The 16,881-nt window shown below is 62.3% G+C and carries 16 protein-coding genes and 1 tRNA gene; 9 read left to right on the forward strand and 8 right to left on the reverse strand.

Annotated elements, in window-relative coordinates; translation table 11 throughout:
• The first annotated feature begins 185 nt into the window (after window positions 1-185).
• On the forward strand, window positions 186-719 hold the full coding sequence (locus UW3_RS0105615) for a TetR/AcrR family transcriptional regulator (protein ID WP_010221314.1): 534 nt from the start codon (window positions 186-188) through the stop codon (window positions 717-719).
• Here UW3_RS0105615 and UW3_RS0105620 read toward each other — a convergent pair.
• From UW3_RS0105620 to UW3_RS0105640, 5 genes are all read right to left on the reverse strand, one after another.
• Window positions 716-1,120 (reverse strand): hypothetical protein, encoded by a 405-nt coding sequence (locus UW3_RS0105620; RefSeq protein WP_010221315.1) that lies wholly within the window; start codon window positions 1,118-1,120, stop codon window positions 716-718. The genes UW3_RS0105615 and UW3_RS0105620 overlap by 4 nt on opposite strands.
• Window positions 1,121-1,238: 118 nt before the next feature.
• Window positions 1,239-1,314: transfer RNA gene (locus tag UW3_RS0105625), tRNA-Phe, on the reverse strand.
• Between the two features lie 91 nt (window positions 1,315-1,405).
• On the reverse strand, window positions 1,406-1,678 hold the full coding sequence (locus UW3_RS0105630) for an oxidative damage protection protein (RefSeq protein WP_010221316.1): 273 nt from the start codon (window positions 1,676-1,678) through the stop codon (window positions 1,406-1,408).
• On the reverse strand, window positions 1,675-2,742 hold the full coding sequence (gene mutY / locus UW3_RS0105635; protein WP_010221317.1) for an A/G-specific adenine glycosylase: 1,068 nt from the start codon (window positions 2,740-2,742) through the stop codon (window positions 1,675-1,677). Before mutY ends, UW3_RS0105630 begins: the two co-directional genes overlap by 4 nt.
• Window positions 2,739-4,982 carry an AsmA family protein gene (locus tag UW3_RS0105640; RefSeq protein ID WP_010221318.1) on the reverse strand — a complete coding sequence of 748 codons (2,244 nt, stop codon included), beginning with the start codon at window positions 4,980-4,982 and terminating at the stop codon, window positions 2,739-2,741. Before UW3_RS0105640 ends, mutY begins: the two co-directional genes overlap by 4 nt.
• A gap of 339 nt (window positions 4,983-5,321) precedes the next feature.
• Between UW3_RS0105640 and UW3_RS0105645 the strand changes: the two genes are divergently transcribed.
• From UW3_RS0105645 to hisF, 6 genes are all read left to right on the forward strand, one after another.
• Complete coding sequence (locus UW3_RS0105645) at window positions 5,322-6,983, forward strand: OFA family MFS transporter (RefSeq protein ID WP_010221319.1); 1,662 nt, start codon at window positions 5,322-5,324, stop codon at window positions 6,981-6,983.
• 196 nt (window positions 6,984-7,179) lie between these two features.
• Window positions 7,180-7,773, forward strand: coding sequence for an imidazoleglycerol-phosphate dehydratase HisB (gene hisB / locus UW3_RS0105650; RefSeq protein WP_010221320.1), 594 nt, complete (start codon window positions 7,180-7,182; stop codon window positions 7,771-7,773).
• A complete protein-coding gene (gene hisH / locus UW3_RS0105655; protein WP_010221321.1) occupies window positions 7,773-8,411 on the forward strand; it encodes an imidazole glycerol phosphate synthase subunit HisH in 639 nt (212 codons plus the stop codon). Before hisB ends, hisH begins: the two co-directional genes overlap by 1 nt.
• Window positions 8,411-8,671 carry a DUF2164 domain-containing protein gene (locus tag UW3_RS0105660; protein WP_010221322.1) on the forward strand — a complete coding sequence of 87 codons (261 nt, stop codon included), beginning with the start codon at window positions 8,411-8,413 and terminating at the stop codon, window positions 8,669-8,671. The genes hisH and UW3_RS0105660 overlap by 1 nt, the downstream gene beginning before the upstream one ends.
• Before the next feature lie 42 nt (window positions 8,672-8,713).
• A complete protein-coding gene (gene hisA / locus UW3_RS0105665; RefSeq protein WP_010221323.1) occupies window positions 8,714-9,463 on the forward strand; it encodes a 1-(5-phosphoribosyl)-5-[(5-phosphoribosylamino)methylideneamino]imidazole-4-carboxamide isomerase in 750 nt (249 codons plus the stop codon).
• Window positions 9,464-9,546: 83 nt separating this feature from the next.
• Window positions 9,547-10,317, forward strand: coding sequence for an imidazole glycerol phosphate synthase subunit HisF (gene hisF / locus UW3_RS0105670; protein WP_010221324.1), 771 nt, complete (start codon window positions 9,547-9,549; stop codon window positions 10,315-10,317).
• A 110-nt stretch (window positions 10,318-10,427) separates the two neighbouring features.
• On the opposite strand, the gene choV is transcribed toward hisF, so the two are convergent.
• The 3 genes from choV to UW3_RS0105685 all read right to left on the reverse strand — a co-directional run bounded on the left by choV (window position 10,428) and on the right by UW3_RS0105685 (window position 13,465).
• Window positions 10,428-11,606, reverse strand: coding sequence for a choline ABC transporter ATP-binding protein (choV, locus tag UW3_RS0105675; RefSeq protein ID WP_010221325.1), 1,179 nt, complete (start codon window positions 11,604-11,606; stop codon window positions 10,428-10,430).
• Window positions 11,603-12,451: a choline ABC transporter permease subunit gene (gene choW / locus UW3_RS0105680; protein ID WP_174242343.1), complete on the reverse strand. Its 849-nt coding sequence runs from the start codon at window positions 12,449-12,451 to the stop codon at window positions 11,603-11,605. Before choW ends, choV begins: the two co-directional genes overlap by 4 nt.
• A 66-nt stretch (window positions 12,452-12,517) precedes the next feature.
• Window positions 12,518-13,465 (reverse strand): choline ABC transporter substrate-binding protein, encoded by a 948-nt coding sequence (locus tag UW3_RS0105685; protein WP_010221327.1) that lies wholly within the window; start codon window positions 13,463-13,465, stop codon window positions 12,518-12,520.
• 449 nt (window positions 13,466-13,914) lie between these two features.
• Between UW3_RS0105685 and UW3_RS0105690 the strand changes: the two genes are divergently transcribed.
• Window positions 13,915-15,291: an L-serine ammonia-lyase gene (locus tag UW3_RS0105690; protein ID WP_010221328.1), complete on the forward strand. Its 1,377-nt coding sequence runs from the start codon at window positions 13,915-13,917 to the stop codon at window positions 15,289-15,291.
• Between the two features lie 407 nt (window positions 15,292-15,698).
• Window positions 15,699-16,802: a choline metabolism transcriptional regulator GbdR gene (gene gbdR / locus UW3_RS0105695; RefSeq protein WP_010221329.1), complete on the forward strand. Its 1,104-nt coding sequence runs from the start codon at window positions 15,699-15,701 to the stop codon at window positions 16,800-16,802.
• Window positions 16,803-16,881 lie beyond the last annotated feature (79 nt).

Below are 16,881 nucleotides of genomic sequence, written 5' to 3' on the forward strand. Positions count from 1 at the left end.
GCCAGGGCCGCGCCAATCAGTGACAACAGGCTGAAGGGCAGGGAAGGGGCGGCGGGCGCCTTGGATTTGAACGACATGGGCACAGTCTCCGGGTGGGCAATTTGCGCCGAGGGTACCGATCGGTTTACCTGCAAGTCAACCGATCGGTATACACTGTTGGCAACTGTCCAGATTGAAGGTGTGGCATGAGTACGTCCGAGAAAATCGCCGAGTCGGCGCTGCAGCTGTTCTACCGCCAGGGTTATCACGGCACCGGGGTCGAGCAACTGAGCCAGGAAGCCGGGGTAACCAAGAAAACCCTGTACCGGCATTTCCCCAGCAAGGAGCTGTTGATCGAAGCGGCGCTGCAGCGGCGCGACCTGGATTTCATGGCGCGCCTGGAAAGCGCTCTGGCGGCCGTAGAGGCAAAAGCGCGGCCGCTGGCCTATATCGACTTCATTGAAGCCTGGGCGCGCTCTGAAGGCTTCCACGGCTGTGCCTTCATCAACGCGTCAGCCGAGTATGCCGAGCCGCTTGAGCCGCCCCATGAGCTGGCCAGGCTGCACAAGCACAAGGTCATGGCGACGCTTGAGCGGGCTTGCCAGGCGGCGGGGTGCAAGCCGCTGGCGGCGCAGCAGCTGTTTCTGATGGGCGAGGGGTTGATCGTTGCGTCCCAGGTCAGCGGGCCGCAGGCGCCACTGTTCGAAGCGGCGCGCGGGATGGTGGCTGCGCTGGCCTAGCGCAACATCCCACAGATCTGGTTGCCTTCGTAACCATGGATTATCGGCGCGAGGATCATCAACGGGCCGCACGCGTACATCGGCGAGCTGATGGTCTGTCTGGCGTTGAACAGGACGACCTGGTCGCCATCGATGTCGGGGCCGTAGGCCACTTCGCTGTAGGTCTTGCACACCGGCAATTGCAAGGGTATCGGCAGGACCACTGCCCAGAGTGTGACGCCGCACCATTCGCGGGTGACGTCGGATTTCTCTGATTTGCTGATCACCGGGGTGATGTTCTTCAGGCGCAGGATGCGATGGGCCGCGCTGGGGTAGGTTTGTTTTTCCGGCAACACGACGGTGGCGCCGACACAGCCGGTCAGGCTCAGAAGTATGGCGACGACAACGGCGATCGATTTCATCCCTGGCTCCGATGAGCTCGCGGCATTTCCGTGCGCGAGAAAGCCTGCGTTCGCTGATAAATCGCAGGCATGAAAAAAGCCCCAAGGAATCACTTCGCTTGGGGCTTTTCGGTATTAGTGGTGCCCAGAGACGGAATCGAACCGCCGACACGGGGATTTTCAATCCCCTGCTCTACCGACTGAGCTATCTGGGCAACGGGGCGCATTAAAAGGGTTTTTCGGATTTACGTCAACGACTTTTTGAAAATTTTTTAAATTAATTCCGTCGCTTACGATTTTCCGGGGTTATTCGCTAGGTGGAACGTAGCCTTCGGCCTTCTCGTAATCCTGGCCGGAGAAGAACTTGTCCATCTCGCCCTGGAGGAATTTACGGTCCTCGGCGTTCATCATGTTCAGGCGCTTCTCGTTGATCAGCATGGTCTGCTCTTTTTGCCAGTCGGCCCAGGCCTTCTGCGAAATGTGATCAAAGATGTCCTGGCCCTTGGCGCCCGGGTAGGGTGGACGCTCAAGGCCTGGCAGTTCTTCGTTGTACTTGCGGCACATTACGGTGCGGGTCATCGCGACTCTCCTGTAAGCAATACGTCGGCCGCGCGTTTAAGCAGTTTTTTCACCGGGGCGGCAAGGCCCAGGCGCGGCGGGGTGGCGAGGTTATACCAGAGCCAGTCGGCCTCGGCCACGTGGTCGGTGGCGGCGTCGACGCGCACCAGCCACGGCTCGATGGCCAGCTGGAAATGGCTGAAGGTGTGGGTCAGGCCGTCCAGCGCCTGGCTGCCGGCCAGGCTCAGGCCGTGCTGGTCGGCCAGATCTTCGATTTGTTCGATGTTGTCCAGCTCCGGCAGGCTCCACAGCCCGCCCCAGAGGCCGCTGGACGGGCGCCGGTAAAGCAGGATGGCGCCTTCGTGGTTGGCCAGCAGCGGCATCAGCGTACGCTTTTGCGGCAGCTCCTTGCGCGGCTTGGGCACGGGGTAGCGGATTTCCTGGCCGAGCATGTGCGCCTCGCAGCCAACCTTGAGCGGGCAGAGCAAGCAACTGGGCTTGCTGCGGGTGCACAGGGTGGCGCCGAGGTCCATCATTGCCTGGGTGTAGTGATTTACCCGGCTGTGCGGGGTATAGCGCTCGGCGTTGGCCCACAATGCCTTGGCCACCTTCGGCTCGCCCGGGTAACCCTCTTGCGCGGTGTAACGGGCCAGCACGCGCTTGACGTTGCCGTCGAGGATCGGCGCACGCAGGCCCATGCTGATGCTGGCAATGGCGCCGGCCGTGGACAGGCCAATGCCCGGCAGGTCGGTGAGCTTCTCGACATCGCGGGGAAATTCGCCGCCGTACTGCTCGACGACGATTTTTGCGGTTTTTTGCAGGTTGCGCGCCCGGGTGTAGTAGCCCAGGCCGGTCCACAGGTGCAGCACTTCGTCCTCGGGTGCCTCGGCCAGGGCCTGGACCGTGGGCAGGGCCTCCATGAAGCGGCCGAAGTAGTTGAGCACGGTGCTCACCTGGGTCTGCTGCAACATGATTTCCGAGACCCATACCCGATACGGGGTGATGCCCTGTTGCCAGGGCAGGTCGTGGCGGCCGTTACGGTCGTACCAATCCAGCACGGCGCTGGAAAACTGCTCTGGGCTCATCGCTTGAACAACCCCTTGAGCGCGTCTTTGAGCTCCGGGCTGACCTTGTCACCGAGCTTCTCGTCGATCTTCTCGCTGAGCTTTTCGCTGACTTTGTCGCCGGCAAGTTTGGCCGCGACTTTGCCCAGGCCGTCTTTGTCCAGGCGGCAGGCCTTGGCGCCCAGTTCCAGTGGGCCGCGGCAGCGCAGCGGCAGTTCCAGGCCGACATAGCGCTCGCCGACCTGGCAGGCCGGGTCGGGCATGTCGCGCTTGTCGCCTTCGACAATCACGCCAATGCGGTAGTCCATGCCCAGCACGCGCAGGTCGAGGTCGCCCTGGCCGTTGACGGTCAGGCCGGGAATCCGTGCCTTGAGGTCAGGGTTGCTGGCTACGCCGTTACGCATTACCAGGCTGCCCTTGAGCTCCTGGAACGGGGTGTCCTTGCCGCGTGGTTCGCCGCTCAAGGTCTTGCGGTTGAGGGTGGCAATGGCCTGGCACAGCTGCTGCTCGAGGTTGGCGTTGACCAGGACGCCGTCGTTGATGACGAAGCTGGCATTGCCGTTGAGGGTGTCGACCAGGGCTTTCTGGCTGTTGCCAGTGGCGGTCAGGTCGCTGTTCAGGGTCAGCAGGCCCTTGACCGGTGGGGTGGCGGTTTCGCTCTTGATGAAGTGCTCGACCGGGACCCGGTTGATGCGGGTGTTGAGGCCGATCTGCGGCACTGCCGGGCGCACGTCGAGGGTGCCTTTGCTTTCGAAGTCGCCGTTGTACAGGCCGCCACGCAGGGTTTCCAGCGTGATCAGGCCACCCTGGCCCTGGGCCTTGAGGTTGGCGTTTTCGATCGGCAGTTTGTCCAGGGTCAGTTGGCCGAAGGTCAGCTCGGCTTGCAGGTCGAGCTGGCGCAGGCGATCGACCGGCAGCAGCTTGTCGTTGCTCCAGGCCACCTGGGTGGGCGCATCTGGCAGCGGCGTGGTGCCGGCACCGGCCAGGGCGCTGGCTTCTTTGCTCTGCACTTCAGCCTGGCGCGCGGCCTTGGCGCCTTTGGCCGCATCGCTCTTGGCCAGCAGGTAACGGTCGGCGTCGAACTTGTCGGCCTTGAGCTGCACGCGCAGGGCCTGCTTGGCGACGTCCTCGACGGCCAGGCGGCCGGTAAAGGTGCTGTCGTCGAGCTTGATTGCCAGGTCTTCCAGGGCCAGGCTGTTCGGCGTGCCTTGCAAGCGGGTGACCAGCTCGACCTTGCCCAGGGTGCTGGCGTCGGCCGAAGCCGGCAGCGGGTGGCCGATACTGTCGAGGAAGTTGCGCAGGTCGAACTGGGCAATCGACAGGCCGCCGCTCAGTTGCGGGGTTTTATCGAGGTCGCGCAGGTTCAGTTCGCCAAGGGCACGCAACTGGTTGGCCGAGAGCTTGAGGCCGTTCCATTCGGCGACGTTGGCCGCCAGATCAACCAGCAACTGGCCTTGGGCGGCGAAGGTCATGGTTTTGCCTTGCAGCGGCTCGCCCGAGGCTTCGCCGCTGAGCTTCATGTCTTCGAACTGGTAGCGCTTGAGCCGGCGGTCGAAGCGCAGCTCGCCGTTCAGCTCGGTGCGCGCCTTGACGACTGGCTGGCCGGCGCTGAGGAACGCGGTCATCTTCAGCGGGATGTTCACCCCTTCATGCACGGCGCCAGTGCTCAGCTGGATGCTTTCGGCAGCGAAACTCTGGCCGCTGCGGGCGTCGTTGTACTGCACGCGGGCGTTGTTGACGGTCAGGCTGTCGATATCGAGCTTGACCAGGCGCTCGCTGGCGCTGTCGGTGCTGGCTTGCGCGGGTGCCTCGGCAGGGGCGCTGCTGCCATCGGCCGGTGCCGGGGTAGCGGCGGGCAATGGCTTGCCGATGTCTTCCCAGTTGCCGTGGCCGTGTTCATCGCGGCTGAGCGTCAGGTTCAGGCCTTCGACGCGCACGTCGCTCATCTGCACTTCACGACGCAGCAAGGGCAGCACGCGTACCGACAGACCGAGCATCTGCAGGTCGGCAAACGGCACTTTCGGGTTGTTCAGGGTGGCGATGCTGGCCTCATGCAGCTCCAGCCCCAGCCAGGGGAACAGGCTCCAGCCGATATCGCCATTGAGCGTCAGCTCGACGTGGGCCTTGTCGCGTGCCAGCTGGCGAATCTCGTCTTTGTAGTCGTTGGGATCGAAGAGGTGGGTCAGGGCGAAGCCCAGAGCCACAATGATCAGCAACAACCCGAGAAGCACCAGCCCCAGGATTTTGCCGAACGCTTTCATGGGCGAGTCCTTGTAGTCCGATTTCTAAATTCAGCCGCAGAGTATAGCGCTGCGGTTATCACCACTGGGTGATATGGGGCGAAGGTTTAGTCCTGCAAAGGTGTCGGATTCGACAACACGGGGTAGGACAGTTCCTTGCCGGGGGGATCAGTTGTTGAACCAACGACAGTATCAGTTTGCGCTCAGCGCCCAGCGCAAGTGCTACTCTCTCGCCGCTCTTGGGCCCTGCTGCGGCTTTTTGTCGCGTAAAAGGGCCGTTCGCCAACAAAAAACGACCAGTTGCCTCAGGGCCAAGGTCGAGGGCCATGAGCGCTTCATACCTACGAGGGGAGTACAACAATGAGCAGCAGCATCACGGCCGGAGCCATCGCCAGCGCGCCCGATTTCCTGTCCAAGGAGCGGATCATTGCCCGCCCGGGTTTCAACCGCTGGCTGGTCCCGCCAGCGGCGCTGGCCATTCATCTGTGCATTGGCATGGCCTACGGGTTTTCGGTGTTCTGGTTGCCGCTGTCGCAGGCCATCGGTATCAATGCGCCGGTCGTGTGCTCGGAGCAGACCCACTTTCTACTGCGTATGTTCACCACCGAGTGTGACTGGCCGATCTCGATGCTCAGCTGGATCTACACGCTGTTCTTTGTCTTCCTCGGCTGTTCGGCGGCCATCTGGGGTGGCTGGCTGGAGCACGCCGGGCCGCGCAAGGCCGGCGTTGTATCGACCCTGTGCTGGTGCGGCGGCCTGCTGATTTCTGCCTTCGGCGTCTATACCCACCAACTGTGGCTGATGTGGCTGGGCTCCGGGGTGATCGGCGGTATTGGCCTGGGGCTTGGCTACATTTCGCCGGTCTCGACCCTGATCAAGTGGTTCCCGGACAAACGCGGCATGGCCACCGGCATGGCGATCATGGGCTTTGGCGGTGGTGCCATGGTCGGTGCGCCGCTGGCGGCAGCGCTGATGAATCACTTCGCCACCCCTGAAGACGTCGGCGTCTGGCAGAGCTTCGTGGTGATGGCGGGGATCTACTTCGTGTTCATGCTCGGCGGCGCCCTGGCCTATCGCGTGCCGCCCACCGGCTGGAAGCCTGAAGGCTGGAGCGCACCGCTGAAAAAGGCCAACAACGCGATGATCACCCATCGCCATGTACATGTCAGCGTGGCGTGGAAAACCCCGCAGTTTGTGCTGATCTGGCTGGTTTTGTGCCTGAACGTGTCGGCGGGTATCGGTATTCTCGGCATGGCCTCGCCGCTGTTGCAGGAAGTCTTTGCCGGCAAGCTGCTGGGCAGTGACCTCAGCTTCAGCCAGCTCACCGCCGCGCAACTGGGCCAGATCGCCGCGATTGCCGCCGGCTTTACCGGCTTGCTCAGCCTGTTCAACATCGGCGGGCGCTTCTTCTGGGCGTCGTTCTCCGACTACATCGGGCGCAAGAACACCTATTTCGCCTTCTTCGCCCTGGGCGTGGCGTTGTATGCGCTGGTGCCGAACATGGGCCACCTGGGCAACATCGCCCTGTTCGTGGCGGCGTTCTGCATCATCTTGTCGATGTATGGCGGTGGCTTTGCCACGGTGCCGGCGTACCTGGCCGACCTGTTCGGCACGCAGATGGTCGGCGCCATTCACGGCCGCCTGCTGACCGCCTGGGCCGCAGCCGGGGTGCTGGGCCCGGTGCTGATCACCTACCTGCGCGAATATCAGCTGGAGCTGGGCGTGCCGCGGGCGGCGGCCTATGACATTACCCTGTACATCCTTGCCGGGTTGCTGGTGCTGGGCTTTATCTGCAATGGGCTGGTACGGCCGGTGGCCGACAAGTACTTCATGACCGATACCGAGCTCGCCGCCGAACGGGCCTTGAGCCATGACCAGGGCAGCGTCAGCGAGCGCGTGCTGGAGTGGCAGGCGGATCCGGCCAGCAAGCCGCTGGTGCTGGCGGCCTGGTTGGTGGTCGGGGTGCCGCTGGCCTGGGGGATCTGGGTGACGCTGCAGAAGACGGCGGTGTTGTTCAACTAGGTCTGCTGCGCAGACCATCGCCGGCAAGACCGGCTCCCACAGGGTTCACCGATCATTGTGGGAGCTGGCTTTGCCAGCGATGGGCCGCACAGCGGCCCGACTAAATTCCCTGCCGCGCGTCATCTGCGTTTCAAGCCGGGCGCTTCTGGGCCTATAATGATCACCTTTTTCGCCCAATGATTTTGCGGAGCTGGTGATGGTCGAACGTAAGGCTTCCGTCGAGCGCAATACTCTGGAGACCCAGATCAAGGCCTCGATCAACCTGGATGGCAGCGGCAAGGCCCGATTCGATATCGGTGTGCCTTTCCTTGAACATATGCTCGACCAGATCGCCCGGCATGGGCTGATCGACCTCGATATCGAATGCAAGGGCGACCTGCATATCGACGATCACCATACCGTCGAAGACGTCGGTATCACCCTGGGCCAGGCTTTCAGCCAGGCCATTGGCGACAAGAAGGGCATCCGCCGCTACGGCCATGCCTACGTGCCGCTGGACGAAGCGCTGTCGCGGGTGGTCATCGACTTCTCCGGGCGCCCGGGCCTGCAGATGCACGTACCGTATACCCGCGCGTCGGTCGGTGGCTTCGATGTCGACCTGTTCCAGGAGTTCTTCCAGGGCTTCGTCAACCACGCCAACGTCACCCTGCACATCGACAACCTGCGTGGGCACAACACCCACCACCAGATCGAGACCGTGTTCAAGGCCTTCGGCCGCGCGCTGCGCATGGCCATCGAACTGGATGAGCGCATGGCCGGGCAGATGCCATCGACCAAGGGTTGCCTGTAATGCAGACGGTTGCCGTTATCGACTATGGCATGGGTAACCTGCACTCGGTGGCCAAGGCCCTGGAGCACGTGGGGGCCGGCAAGGTCCTGATCACCAGCGACGCCGACGTGATTCGCGAAGCCGACCGCGTGGTGTTCCCGGGTGTTGGCGCGATCCGCGACTGCATGGCTGAAATCCGCCGCCTGGGCTTCGACAGCCTGGTGCGTGAAGTCAGCCAGGACCGTCCGTTCCTTGGTATCTGCGTTGGCATGCAAGCCTTGCTCGATCACAGCGAAGAGAACGACGGCGTCGACTGCATCGGCCTGTTCCCGGGCAATGTGCGCTTCTTCGGCAAAGACCTGCATGAAGACGGCGAGCACCTGAAGGTGCCACACATGGGCTGGAACGAAGTCGTCCAGAGCATCGACCACCCGCTGTGGCACAACATCCCCGACCGTGCGCGCTTCTACTTCGTGCACAGCTACTACATCACCGCCGGCAAGCCGGGCCAGGTGGTTGGTAGCGGTCACTACGGCGTCGACTTTGCCGCAGCGCTGGCCGAAGGCTCGCGCTTTGCCGTGCAGTTCCACCCGGAGAAGAGCCATACCCATGGCTTGCAGCTGCTGCAGAACTTCGCTGCCTGGGACGGGCGCTGGTAATGGGCAAGTCCAGGGCCAAGCCGCCGATCCTCACGCTGGCACCGGAACAGGAACGCGAAGCGCTCGATACCCTCAAGCGCTTTCTCGAAGACCGTTTCGAGCTGCAGCTGGGGTCGTTCGAGGTGGCCGAGGTCCTGGAGCTGTTCACCAAAGAGATTGCCCCGCACTACTACAACAGGGCGATTTTCGATGTGCAGAACCACCTCAAGGAACGGTTCGAGAGCATTGAAAGCGACCTGTGGGCGCTCGAGAAGAACTGACTTTTCGAGCATCACTGTTTACCGAATAGACAGGTTTTGCAGATGCTGATTATCCCCGCTATCGATCTCAAGGACGGTGCTTGCGTACGCCTGCGCCAGGGCCGCATGGAAGACTCCACGGTATTCTCCGACGACCCGGTGAGCATGGCCGCCAAATGGGTTGAAGGGGGCTGCCGCCGCCTGCATCTGGTTGACCTCAATGGTGCCTTCGAAGGCCAGCCGGTCAACGGCGAAGTAGTTACCGCGATTGCCAAGCGCTACCCGACCCTGCCGATCCAGATCGGTGGCGGCATCCGTTCGCTGGAAACCATCGAGCACTACGTCAAGGCCGGCGTCAGCTACGTGATCATCGGTACCAAAGCGGTCAAGGAGCCAGAGTTCGTTGCCGAAGCCTGCCGCGCCTTCCCGGGCAAAGTGATCGTGGGCCTGGATGCCAAAGACGGCTTCGTCGCCACCGACGGCTGGGCTGAAGTCAGCTCGGTGCAGGTCATCGACCTGGCCAAGCGTTTCGAAGCCGACGGCGTCTCGGCCATCGTCTACACCGACATCGCCAAAGACGGCATGATGCAGGGCTGCAACGTGCCGTTCACCGCAGCCCTGGCCGCGGCCACCAAGATCCCGGTAATCGCCTCCGGCGGTATCCACAACCTCGGTGACATCAAGGCCCTGCTTGACGCCAAGGCGCCGGGCATCATCGGTGCGATCACCGGCCGCGCCATTTACGAAGGCACCCTGGATGTCGCCGAGGCACAAGCCTTCTGTGACGCCTATTCGGCTAGCTCCAAGTCGTAAGCTGCAAGCTGCAAGTTAAAAGCGCGACCGAGTCGCTCTTTCTTGCAGCTTGAAGCTTGAAGCTTGCAACTCGAGGACTACCTATGGCTTTAGCCAAACGCATAATTCCCTGCCTCGACGTCGACAACGGCCGGGTGGTCAAGGGCGTCAAGTTCGAGAACATCCGCGATGCCGGTGATCCGGTGGAAATCGCCCGGCGTTACGATGAACAGGGCGCTGACGAGATTACCTTTCTCGACATCACCGCCAGCGTCGATGGCCGCGACACTACCCTGCATACCGTCGAGCGCATGGCCAGCCAGGTGTTCATCCCGCTGACCGTGGGCGGTGGCGTGCGCACCGTGCAGGACATCCGCAACCTGCTCAACGCCGGTGCCGACAAGGTCTCGATCAACACCGCCGCGGTGTTCAACCCGGAGTTCGTTGGCGAAGCCGCCGCGCACTTCGGTTCGCAGTGCATCGTCGTCGCCATCGACGCCAAGAAAGTCTCCGGCCCGGGCGAAACCCCGCGCTGGGAAATCTTCACCCATGGCGGACGCAAGCCGACCGGCCTGGACGCGGTGGAGTGGGCGAAGAAGATGGAAGGCCTGGGTGCCGGCGAAATCCTCCTGACCAGCATGGACCAGGACGGCATGAAGAACGGCTTCGACCTGGGGGTAACCCGGGCGATCAGCGATGCCCTGGGTATTCCGGTGATTGCATCCGGTGGTGTGGGCAACCTGCAGCACCTGGCCGACGGGATTATCGAGGGGCATGCCAGCGCGGTGCTGGCGGCGAGCATCTTCCACTTCGGTGAGTACACGGTGCCAGAGGCCAAGGCGTTCATGGCCAAGCAGGGGATCGTCGTTCGCTGAGGCTTTGTGGGAGCTGGCGTTGCCGGCGATGCTATCAGCGCGGTCTCCTCTGCACCGCGTTGTCTGCATCGCTGGCAACGCCAGCTCCCACAAGTGCCCTGCGATAGCTTTCAGCCCAGGTTCTTGCCCAGCAGCGCGTGGTACAGCTCGCTGTCGCCAAGAATACCCACCACTTTGTTCCCTTCCTGAAGCACCAGCTTGTTGCCGGTCTGGTAACGGATCTGCAGGGCTTCGCGCATGCCGATGCTGGCGCTGACCAGGGTCGGCTTGCGGCCAAGGCCCTCGACTGCTTCACCCGGTGCCCAGTTCTGCAGGTCCATGCCGTTGGCCCCCTGGCGCGCACCCTTGATGGTGTTGCCTTCGGCCAGGTCCAGCCAGGAGTCGCCACCCGGGTCCAGGCATACCGAGCCATTGATGCGCTTGCACTTGTCCAGGGTGCGCATCAGGCTGCGGCCGCACAGCACGTTGAGCGGGTTGGTGTGGGCGACGAAGGTGCGCACATAGTCGTCGGCCGGGTTGAGGACGATTTCCTCCGGCTTGCTGTACTGGATGATCTTGCCGTCTTTCATGATTGCAATGCGGCTGCCGAGCTTGAGCGCCTCGTCCAGATCGTGGCTGACGAAGACGATGGTCTTGTTCAGCTTGTGCTGCAGTTCCAGCAACTCGTCCTGCAGGCCCTGGCGGATCAGTGGGTCGAGGGCCGAGAAGGGCTCGTCCATCAGCAGGATGTCGGCATCCATGGCCAACGCCCGGGCCAGGCCGACCCGCTGCTGCATGCCACCGGAGAGCTCATCGGGCTTCTTGTTGCGCCATTGGGTCAGGCCCACCAGCTCGAGTTTTTCGTCGACCAGCTTGCGCCGTTCCTTCTCCGGGCGGCCCTGCATTTCCAGGCCGAAGCTGATGTTCTCGCGCACCGTCAGCCAGGGCATCAGGGCGAACTTCTGGAACACCATGGCGATGCGCTTGGTGCGCATCATCTTCAGTTCCGCCGGGGTGCAGTGGGCAATGTCGATATGCGAGCCTTCGTGCTCGACGAACAGCTTGCCGCGGCTGACGGTATTGAGGCCGTTGATGCAGCGCAGCAGGCTCGACTTGCCCGAACCGGACAGGCCCATCAATACGCAGATCTCGCCCTTGTTGATGTCCAGGTTGGCTTTCTCGACCCCGACCACCAGGCCGGTCTGCTTCAGGATCTGTTCGCGTGAAAGGCCCTGGTCGAGCAGGCTCAGGGCCTCGCGCGGTCGGCTGGAGAAGATAACGTCTACGTCTTCGAAGCGAATAATGCTCATGCTTCACTCCTTACCGGTACGTCGGGTTGTTTGCAGATACGGTCGAGCATGATCGCCAGCAACACGATCGCCAGACCCGCTTCGAAGCCCAGAGCGATATCGGCAGTGTTCAATGCGTTGACCACAGGTTTGCCCAGGCCATCGGCACCCACCAGCGCGGCAATCACCACCATCGACAGCGACAGCATGATGCATTGGGTGACGCCGGCGGCAATGCTCGGCATGGCGTGAGGCAGTTCGATGCGCGACAGCAGCTGGCGGCGCGAGCAGCCAAAGGCCTTGCCGGCATCGAGCAGTTCCTGGGGCACGTCACAGATACCCAGGTAGGTCAGGCGGATCGGTGCGGCGATGGCGAACACCACCGTCGAGATCAGCCCGGGGACCACGCCAAGCCCGAACAGGGTCAGGGTCGGGATCAGGTAAACGAAGGTAGGTACCGTCTGCATCAGGTCGAGGACCGGGCGCATGGCGGTGTAGAACATCGGCTTGTGTGCGGCGAGGATACCCAGTGGCACGCCGATGGCCACGCAGACCAGGGTGGCGAACAGCACCTGGGCCAGGGTCTCCATGGTTTCCTGCCAGTAACCAAGGTTGAGGATCAGCAGGAATGACAGTACGCAGAATGCGGTCAGCGCCCATTTGCGCTGGATCAAGTGCGCGATCACTGCAATCAGGCCGATCAGGACGAAGGGATTGAACCAGGTCAGCGCCCCGGTCACACCATGAATCATGTATTCCAGTGCTGCCGCGAAGGCATCGAAGTAGTTGGCGCCGTGTTGCGTCAACCATTCAACGAAGCCTGCGATGTACTGGCCCAGAGGGAGTTTTTCATCGATCAGCATGATAGCGAGCGTCCACCTGCAAAAGTTTGAAGACAGCCTGCGGCGGGGCCAGCCCGCCGCAGGCAGTGCTTACTGCGTGAGTTTGGCTTTGGCTGCCTCCAGGCCAGGCTTGCCGTCAACAGTGGTAACCCCGGCCAGCCAGGTGTCGAGCACCTGCGGGTTCTTCTTCAGCCAGGCCTTGGCTGCAGCGTCGGGTTTCATCTTGTCGTCCAGGACGTTGCCCATCAGTGTGCTTTCCATGTCGAGGGTAAAGGACAGGTTCTTCAGCAACTGGCCGACGTTGCTGCATTCCTGCACATAGCCCTTGCGGGTGTTGGTGAGGACGGTGGCCTTGCCGTATTCGGGGCCGAAGAAGTCATCGCCGCCGTCCAGGTACTTCATCTTGAAGCGGGTGTTCATCGGGTGCGGTTCCCAGCCCAGGAACACCACGGCGGTGTCGCGGCGCTGGGCGCGTTCCACTTGCGAGAGCATGCCGGCCTCGCTGGATTCGACCACCTTGAAGCCGGCGTCCTTGAGGCCGAAGGCGTTCTTGTCGATCATGCTCTGGATGGTGCGGTTGCCGTCGTTGCCCGGCTCGATGCCGTAGATCTTGCCGTCCAGCTCCTTCTTGAACTTGGCAATGTCGGCGAAGCTTTTCAGGCCCTTGTCATACAGCGCCTGGGGCACGGCGAGGGTGTACTTGGCGTTCTCAAGGTTGGCACGTACGGTTTCCACGGTGCCGGCATCGCGGTACTGCTTGATGTCGTTTTCCATGGTCGGCATCCAGTTGCCGAGGAACACGTCCATGTTCTTGCCATCGGCCAGCGACTTGTAGGTCACCGGTACCGAAATCATCGTGGTCTTGGTCTTGTAGCCCAGCGACTGGAGCACGACGCTGGTGACCGCGGTGGTCACAGTGATGTCGGTCCAGCCGACATCGGAGAAGTTGACGGTGTGACACTGCTCGGGCTCGGCGGCCTGGGCCAGCACCGGCAGACTCAGCACTGCGGCCAGCAATAGCGAGGGTGAACCTTTCATTCGATGGACTCCTGGGTTTTTTTTTCGGATGTCCCACGGGACCGCCGTGCTTTATGGTTTGCATTCGGTCGGGCCTGACTATCGGGCGATAGCGGGACGGCTGCCGTGCAATCGAGTCGATACCGATCATCTAACAGCCAAAATCAAACGCCTACAGGGTGCGTCGTATCCAGTACAGACAGGGTCGCATCCAGTGCCGATGAGGTCGTTTACAGATTTATCTCGCCCTGTAAACGCAGTTTCGCTACCTCTGCACCGCAAAAAAACGGCGCACAAGCGCGGCTGACAGCTGGCGGCGTTGCTGGGCAAGAGCGCGTCGGTTGCAGACGTCAGAGGTCCTGGCAAAAGCCTGATGATGCGCGGAATCGGCGGATTGCCGCCTATTTAGCGTAGCAGTTGCGGCGCCCTTGGCTTGGGCTGTGGGGCTGCACATTCAGGAGGTAGGTGGCATGGCCATCAGTGTGTTCGACCTGTTCAAGATCGGCGTTGGCCCATCCAGTTCCCATACCGTCGGGCCCATGCGCGCCGCGGCGTTGTTCGTCCAGGGCCTAAGCCTGCGCGGTGAGTTGGAGCAGGTGCGGCGCATCGAAGTGCGCCTCTACGGTTCGCTGTCGGCCACCGGTATCGGCCATGGCAGCGACAACGCGGTGATCATGGGCCTGATGGGCGAATGGCCAGACGCCATTGACCCAGCGCAGATCGCCCCGCGCATCGCCGCACTGCGCGAAACAGACACCTTGCTGCTCGACGGCCGGCTCGAAGTCGGTTTCGTCTGGGCCCGCGACATGCGGCTGCTCGACGAGAACCTGCCGTACCATCCCAACGCCATGACCCTGATCGCCGAAGGTGCTGCGGGCGAGCTGCACCGTGATACCTATTACTCGGTGGGGGGCGGCTTCGTGGTCGATGCAGCCCAGGCTGCAAGCGGCGTCCTTGACGCTGACAACACCGTATTGCCGTACGATTTCGACAGCGCTGTGGAGCTGCTTGAACTGTGCAAGAAAAACGACCTGCGCGTGTCGCAATTGATGATGGAAAACGAGAAGGTATGGCGCAGCGAAGCTGAGATTCGCGCCGGGCTTTTGAAGCTGTGGCACGCCATGCAGGACTGCGTCGAAAACGGTCTCAAATACGAAGGTATCCTGCCCGGCGGGCTGAATGTGAAGCGTCGGGCCGCCAAGCTGCACCGCAGCCTGCAGGAGCTGAACAAGCCCAACGTGATCGGCTCGACCCTGAGCGCCATGGAGTGGGTCAACCTGTATGCCCTGGCGGTCAACGAAGAGAACGCTGCGGGCGGGCGCATGGTGACGGCGCCGACCAATGGCGCGGCAGGGATCATTCCGGCGGTGCTGCACTACTACATGCGCTTCAGCGACGAAGTCAGTGAAGCCAATGTCGTCGACTTCTTCCTCGGTGCAGCAGCAGTGGGCATCCTGTGCAAGAAGAACGCTTCGATCTCCGGTGCCGAAGTCGGTTGCCAGGGTGAAGTCGGTTCGGCCTGCGCCATGGCCGCTGCCGGCCTTGCGGAAGTGCTTGGCGCCACCCCGGCGCAACTGGAAAACGCTGCCGAGATTGGCCTGGAGCATAACCTGGGGCTGACCTGCGACCCGGTTGGCGGGCTGGTGCAGGTGCCGTGCATCGAGCGCAATGCAATTGCTGCGGTCAAGGCGATCAATGCGGCGCAGATGGCGTTGCGCGGCGACGGCGAGCACTTTATCTCCCTGGACCGGGTGATCCGCACCATGCGCGATACCGGCGCCGACATGCACGACAAGTACAAGGAAACCTCGCGCGGCGGCCTGGCGGTCAGCGCTATCGAATGTTGAAGCATTGCCGCCGCCTGCGCCGTTTTCGTTCACGTTTGGCCTGCGCGCTGCCTTTTGGCGCGCTGGCGATCCCTCCCCGGGTCATCAGCTGTTACCCCAGCGCCTGGCGCCTTGGGTGACAGTTGCCCATGTCGTTTCTGGGCATCCTTCACACAAGTGCTACCGAATTGCTCACGCGTCCTACAGACCAGCACTAGGACGCTCGTTTGCGTTTATTACCACGCCCGGGAACAAGGGCTGAATAGACGCTGCGCGACGTCGTTTTTGGGTTTTATTGAATGGCCATTCAATTTCAGGCATGGCATTTGCGTTGTGATTGGCAAAGCCCCTGCATCCGAATTGGGGCCGTGACAAAAAAGCCCGTGCCTGCCTGAGGCGCAACCTGCATTGTGTGAGGAGATACCGCGATGACGTCGTACAACTCCGGGACCCCAACCCAGAACCGCACACCTCAATCCATCGGCTTTTTGCTGTTGGACAATTTCACGCTGATTTCCCTGGCTTCCGCTGTTGAGCCACTGCGTATGGCCAACCAGCTGTCCGGCCGCGAGCTGTACCGCTGGAGCACCCTGAGCGTGGATGGCGGTCAGGTCTGGGCCAGCGACGGCTTGCAGATCACCCCGGATGCAGCCATGCACCAGGCACCGGCCATGGACACCGTGATTGTCTGCGGCGGCATTGGCATCCAGCGCACCGTGACCCGTGAGCACGTCACCTGGCTGCAGAGCCAGGCGCGTCAGTCCCGCCGCCTTGGTGCGGTGTGCACCGGCAGCTGGGCGCTGGCCTGTGCCGGCCTGCTCGATGGCTTCGATTGCAGCGTGCACTGGGAATGCCTGGCGGCGATGCAGGAGGCCTTTCCGCGGGTGAGCATGAGCACTCGCCTGTTTACCCTCGACCGTAACCGTTTCACTAGCTCTGGCGGCACCGCGCCGCTGGACATGATGCTGCACCTGATCAGCCGTGACCATGGTCGCGAGCTGTCGGCGGCGATCTCCGAGATGTTCGTCTACGAGCGCATCCGCAACGAGCAGGATCACCAGCGCGTGCCGCTCAAGCACATGCTCGGCACCAACCAGCCGAAGCTGCAGGAAATCGTCGCGCTGATGGAAGCCAACCTGGAAGAGCCGATCGACCTGGATGAACTGGCCGTTTATGTGTCGGTGTCACGTCGCCAGCTTGAGCGGCTGTTCCAGAAGTACCTGCACTGCTCGCCGTCGCGCTACTACCTGAAACTGCGCCTGATCCGCGCCCGGCAACTGCTCAAGCAAACGCCGATGTCGATCATCGAAGTGGCGTCGGTGTGCGGCTTTGTCTCGACGCCGCATTTCTCCAAGTGCTACCGCGAGTACTTCGGCATTCCGCCGCGTGACGAGCGCGTGGGCTCCAACACCGCCCAGCAGGTGGCGATGATGCCGATCCCGCAGGCGCTGGTGCTGTCGCCACTGGCCGGGCCGATGTCGGCGTTGAGCCAGGCGCGCAATGAGTCGACGTTTGCCAGTGTGAGGCTCTGATTCCGAGGTGAATCAATCGCGGGTCAAGCCCGCTCCCACAGGAGTTAGGTGATCTCTGTGGGAGCGGGCTTGACCCGCG

The organism is Pseudomonas donghuensis (genome assembly GCF_000259195.1).
In the GTDB taxonomy this organism is placed as follows: Bacteria; Pseudomonadota; Gammaproteobacteria; order Pseudomonadales; family Pseudomonadaceae; genus Aquipseudomonas; species Aquipseudomonas donghuensis.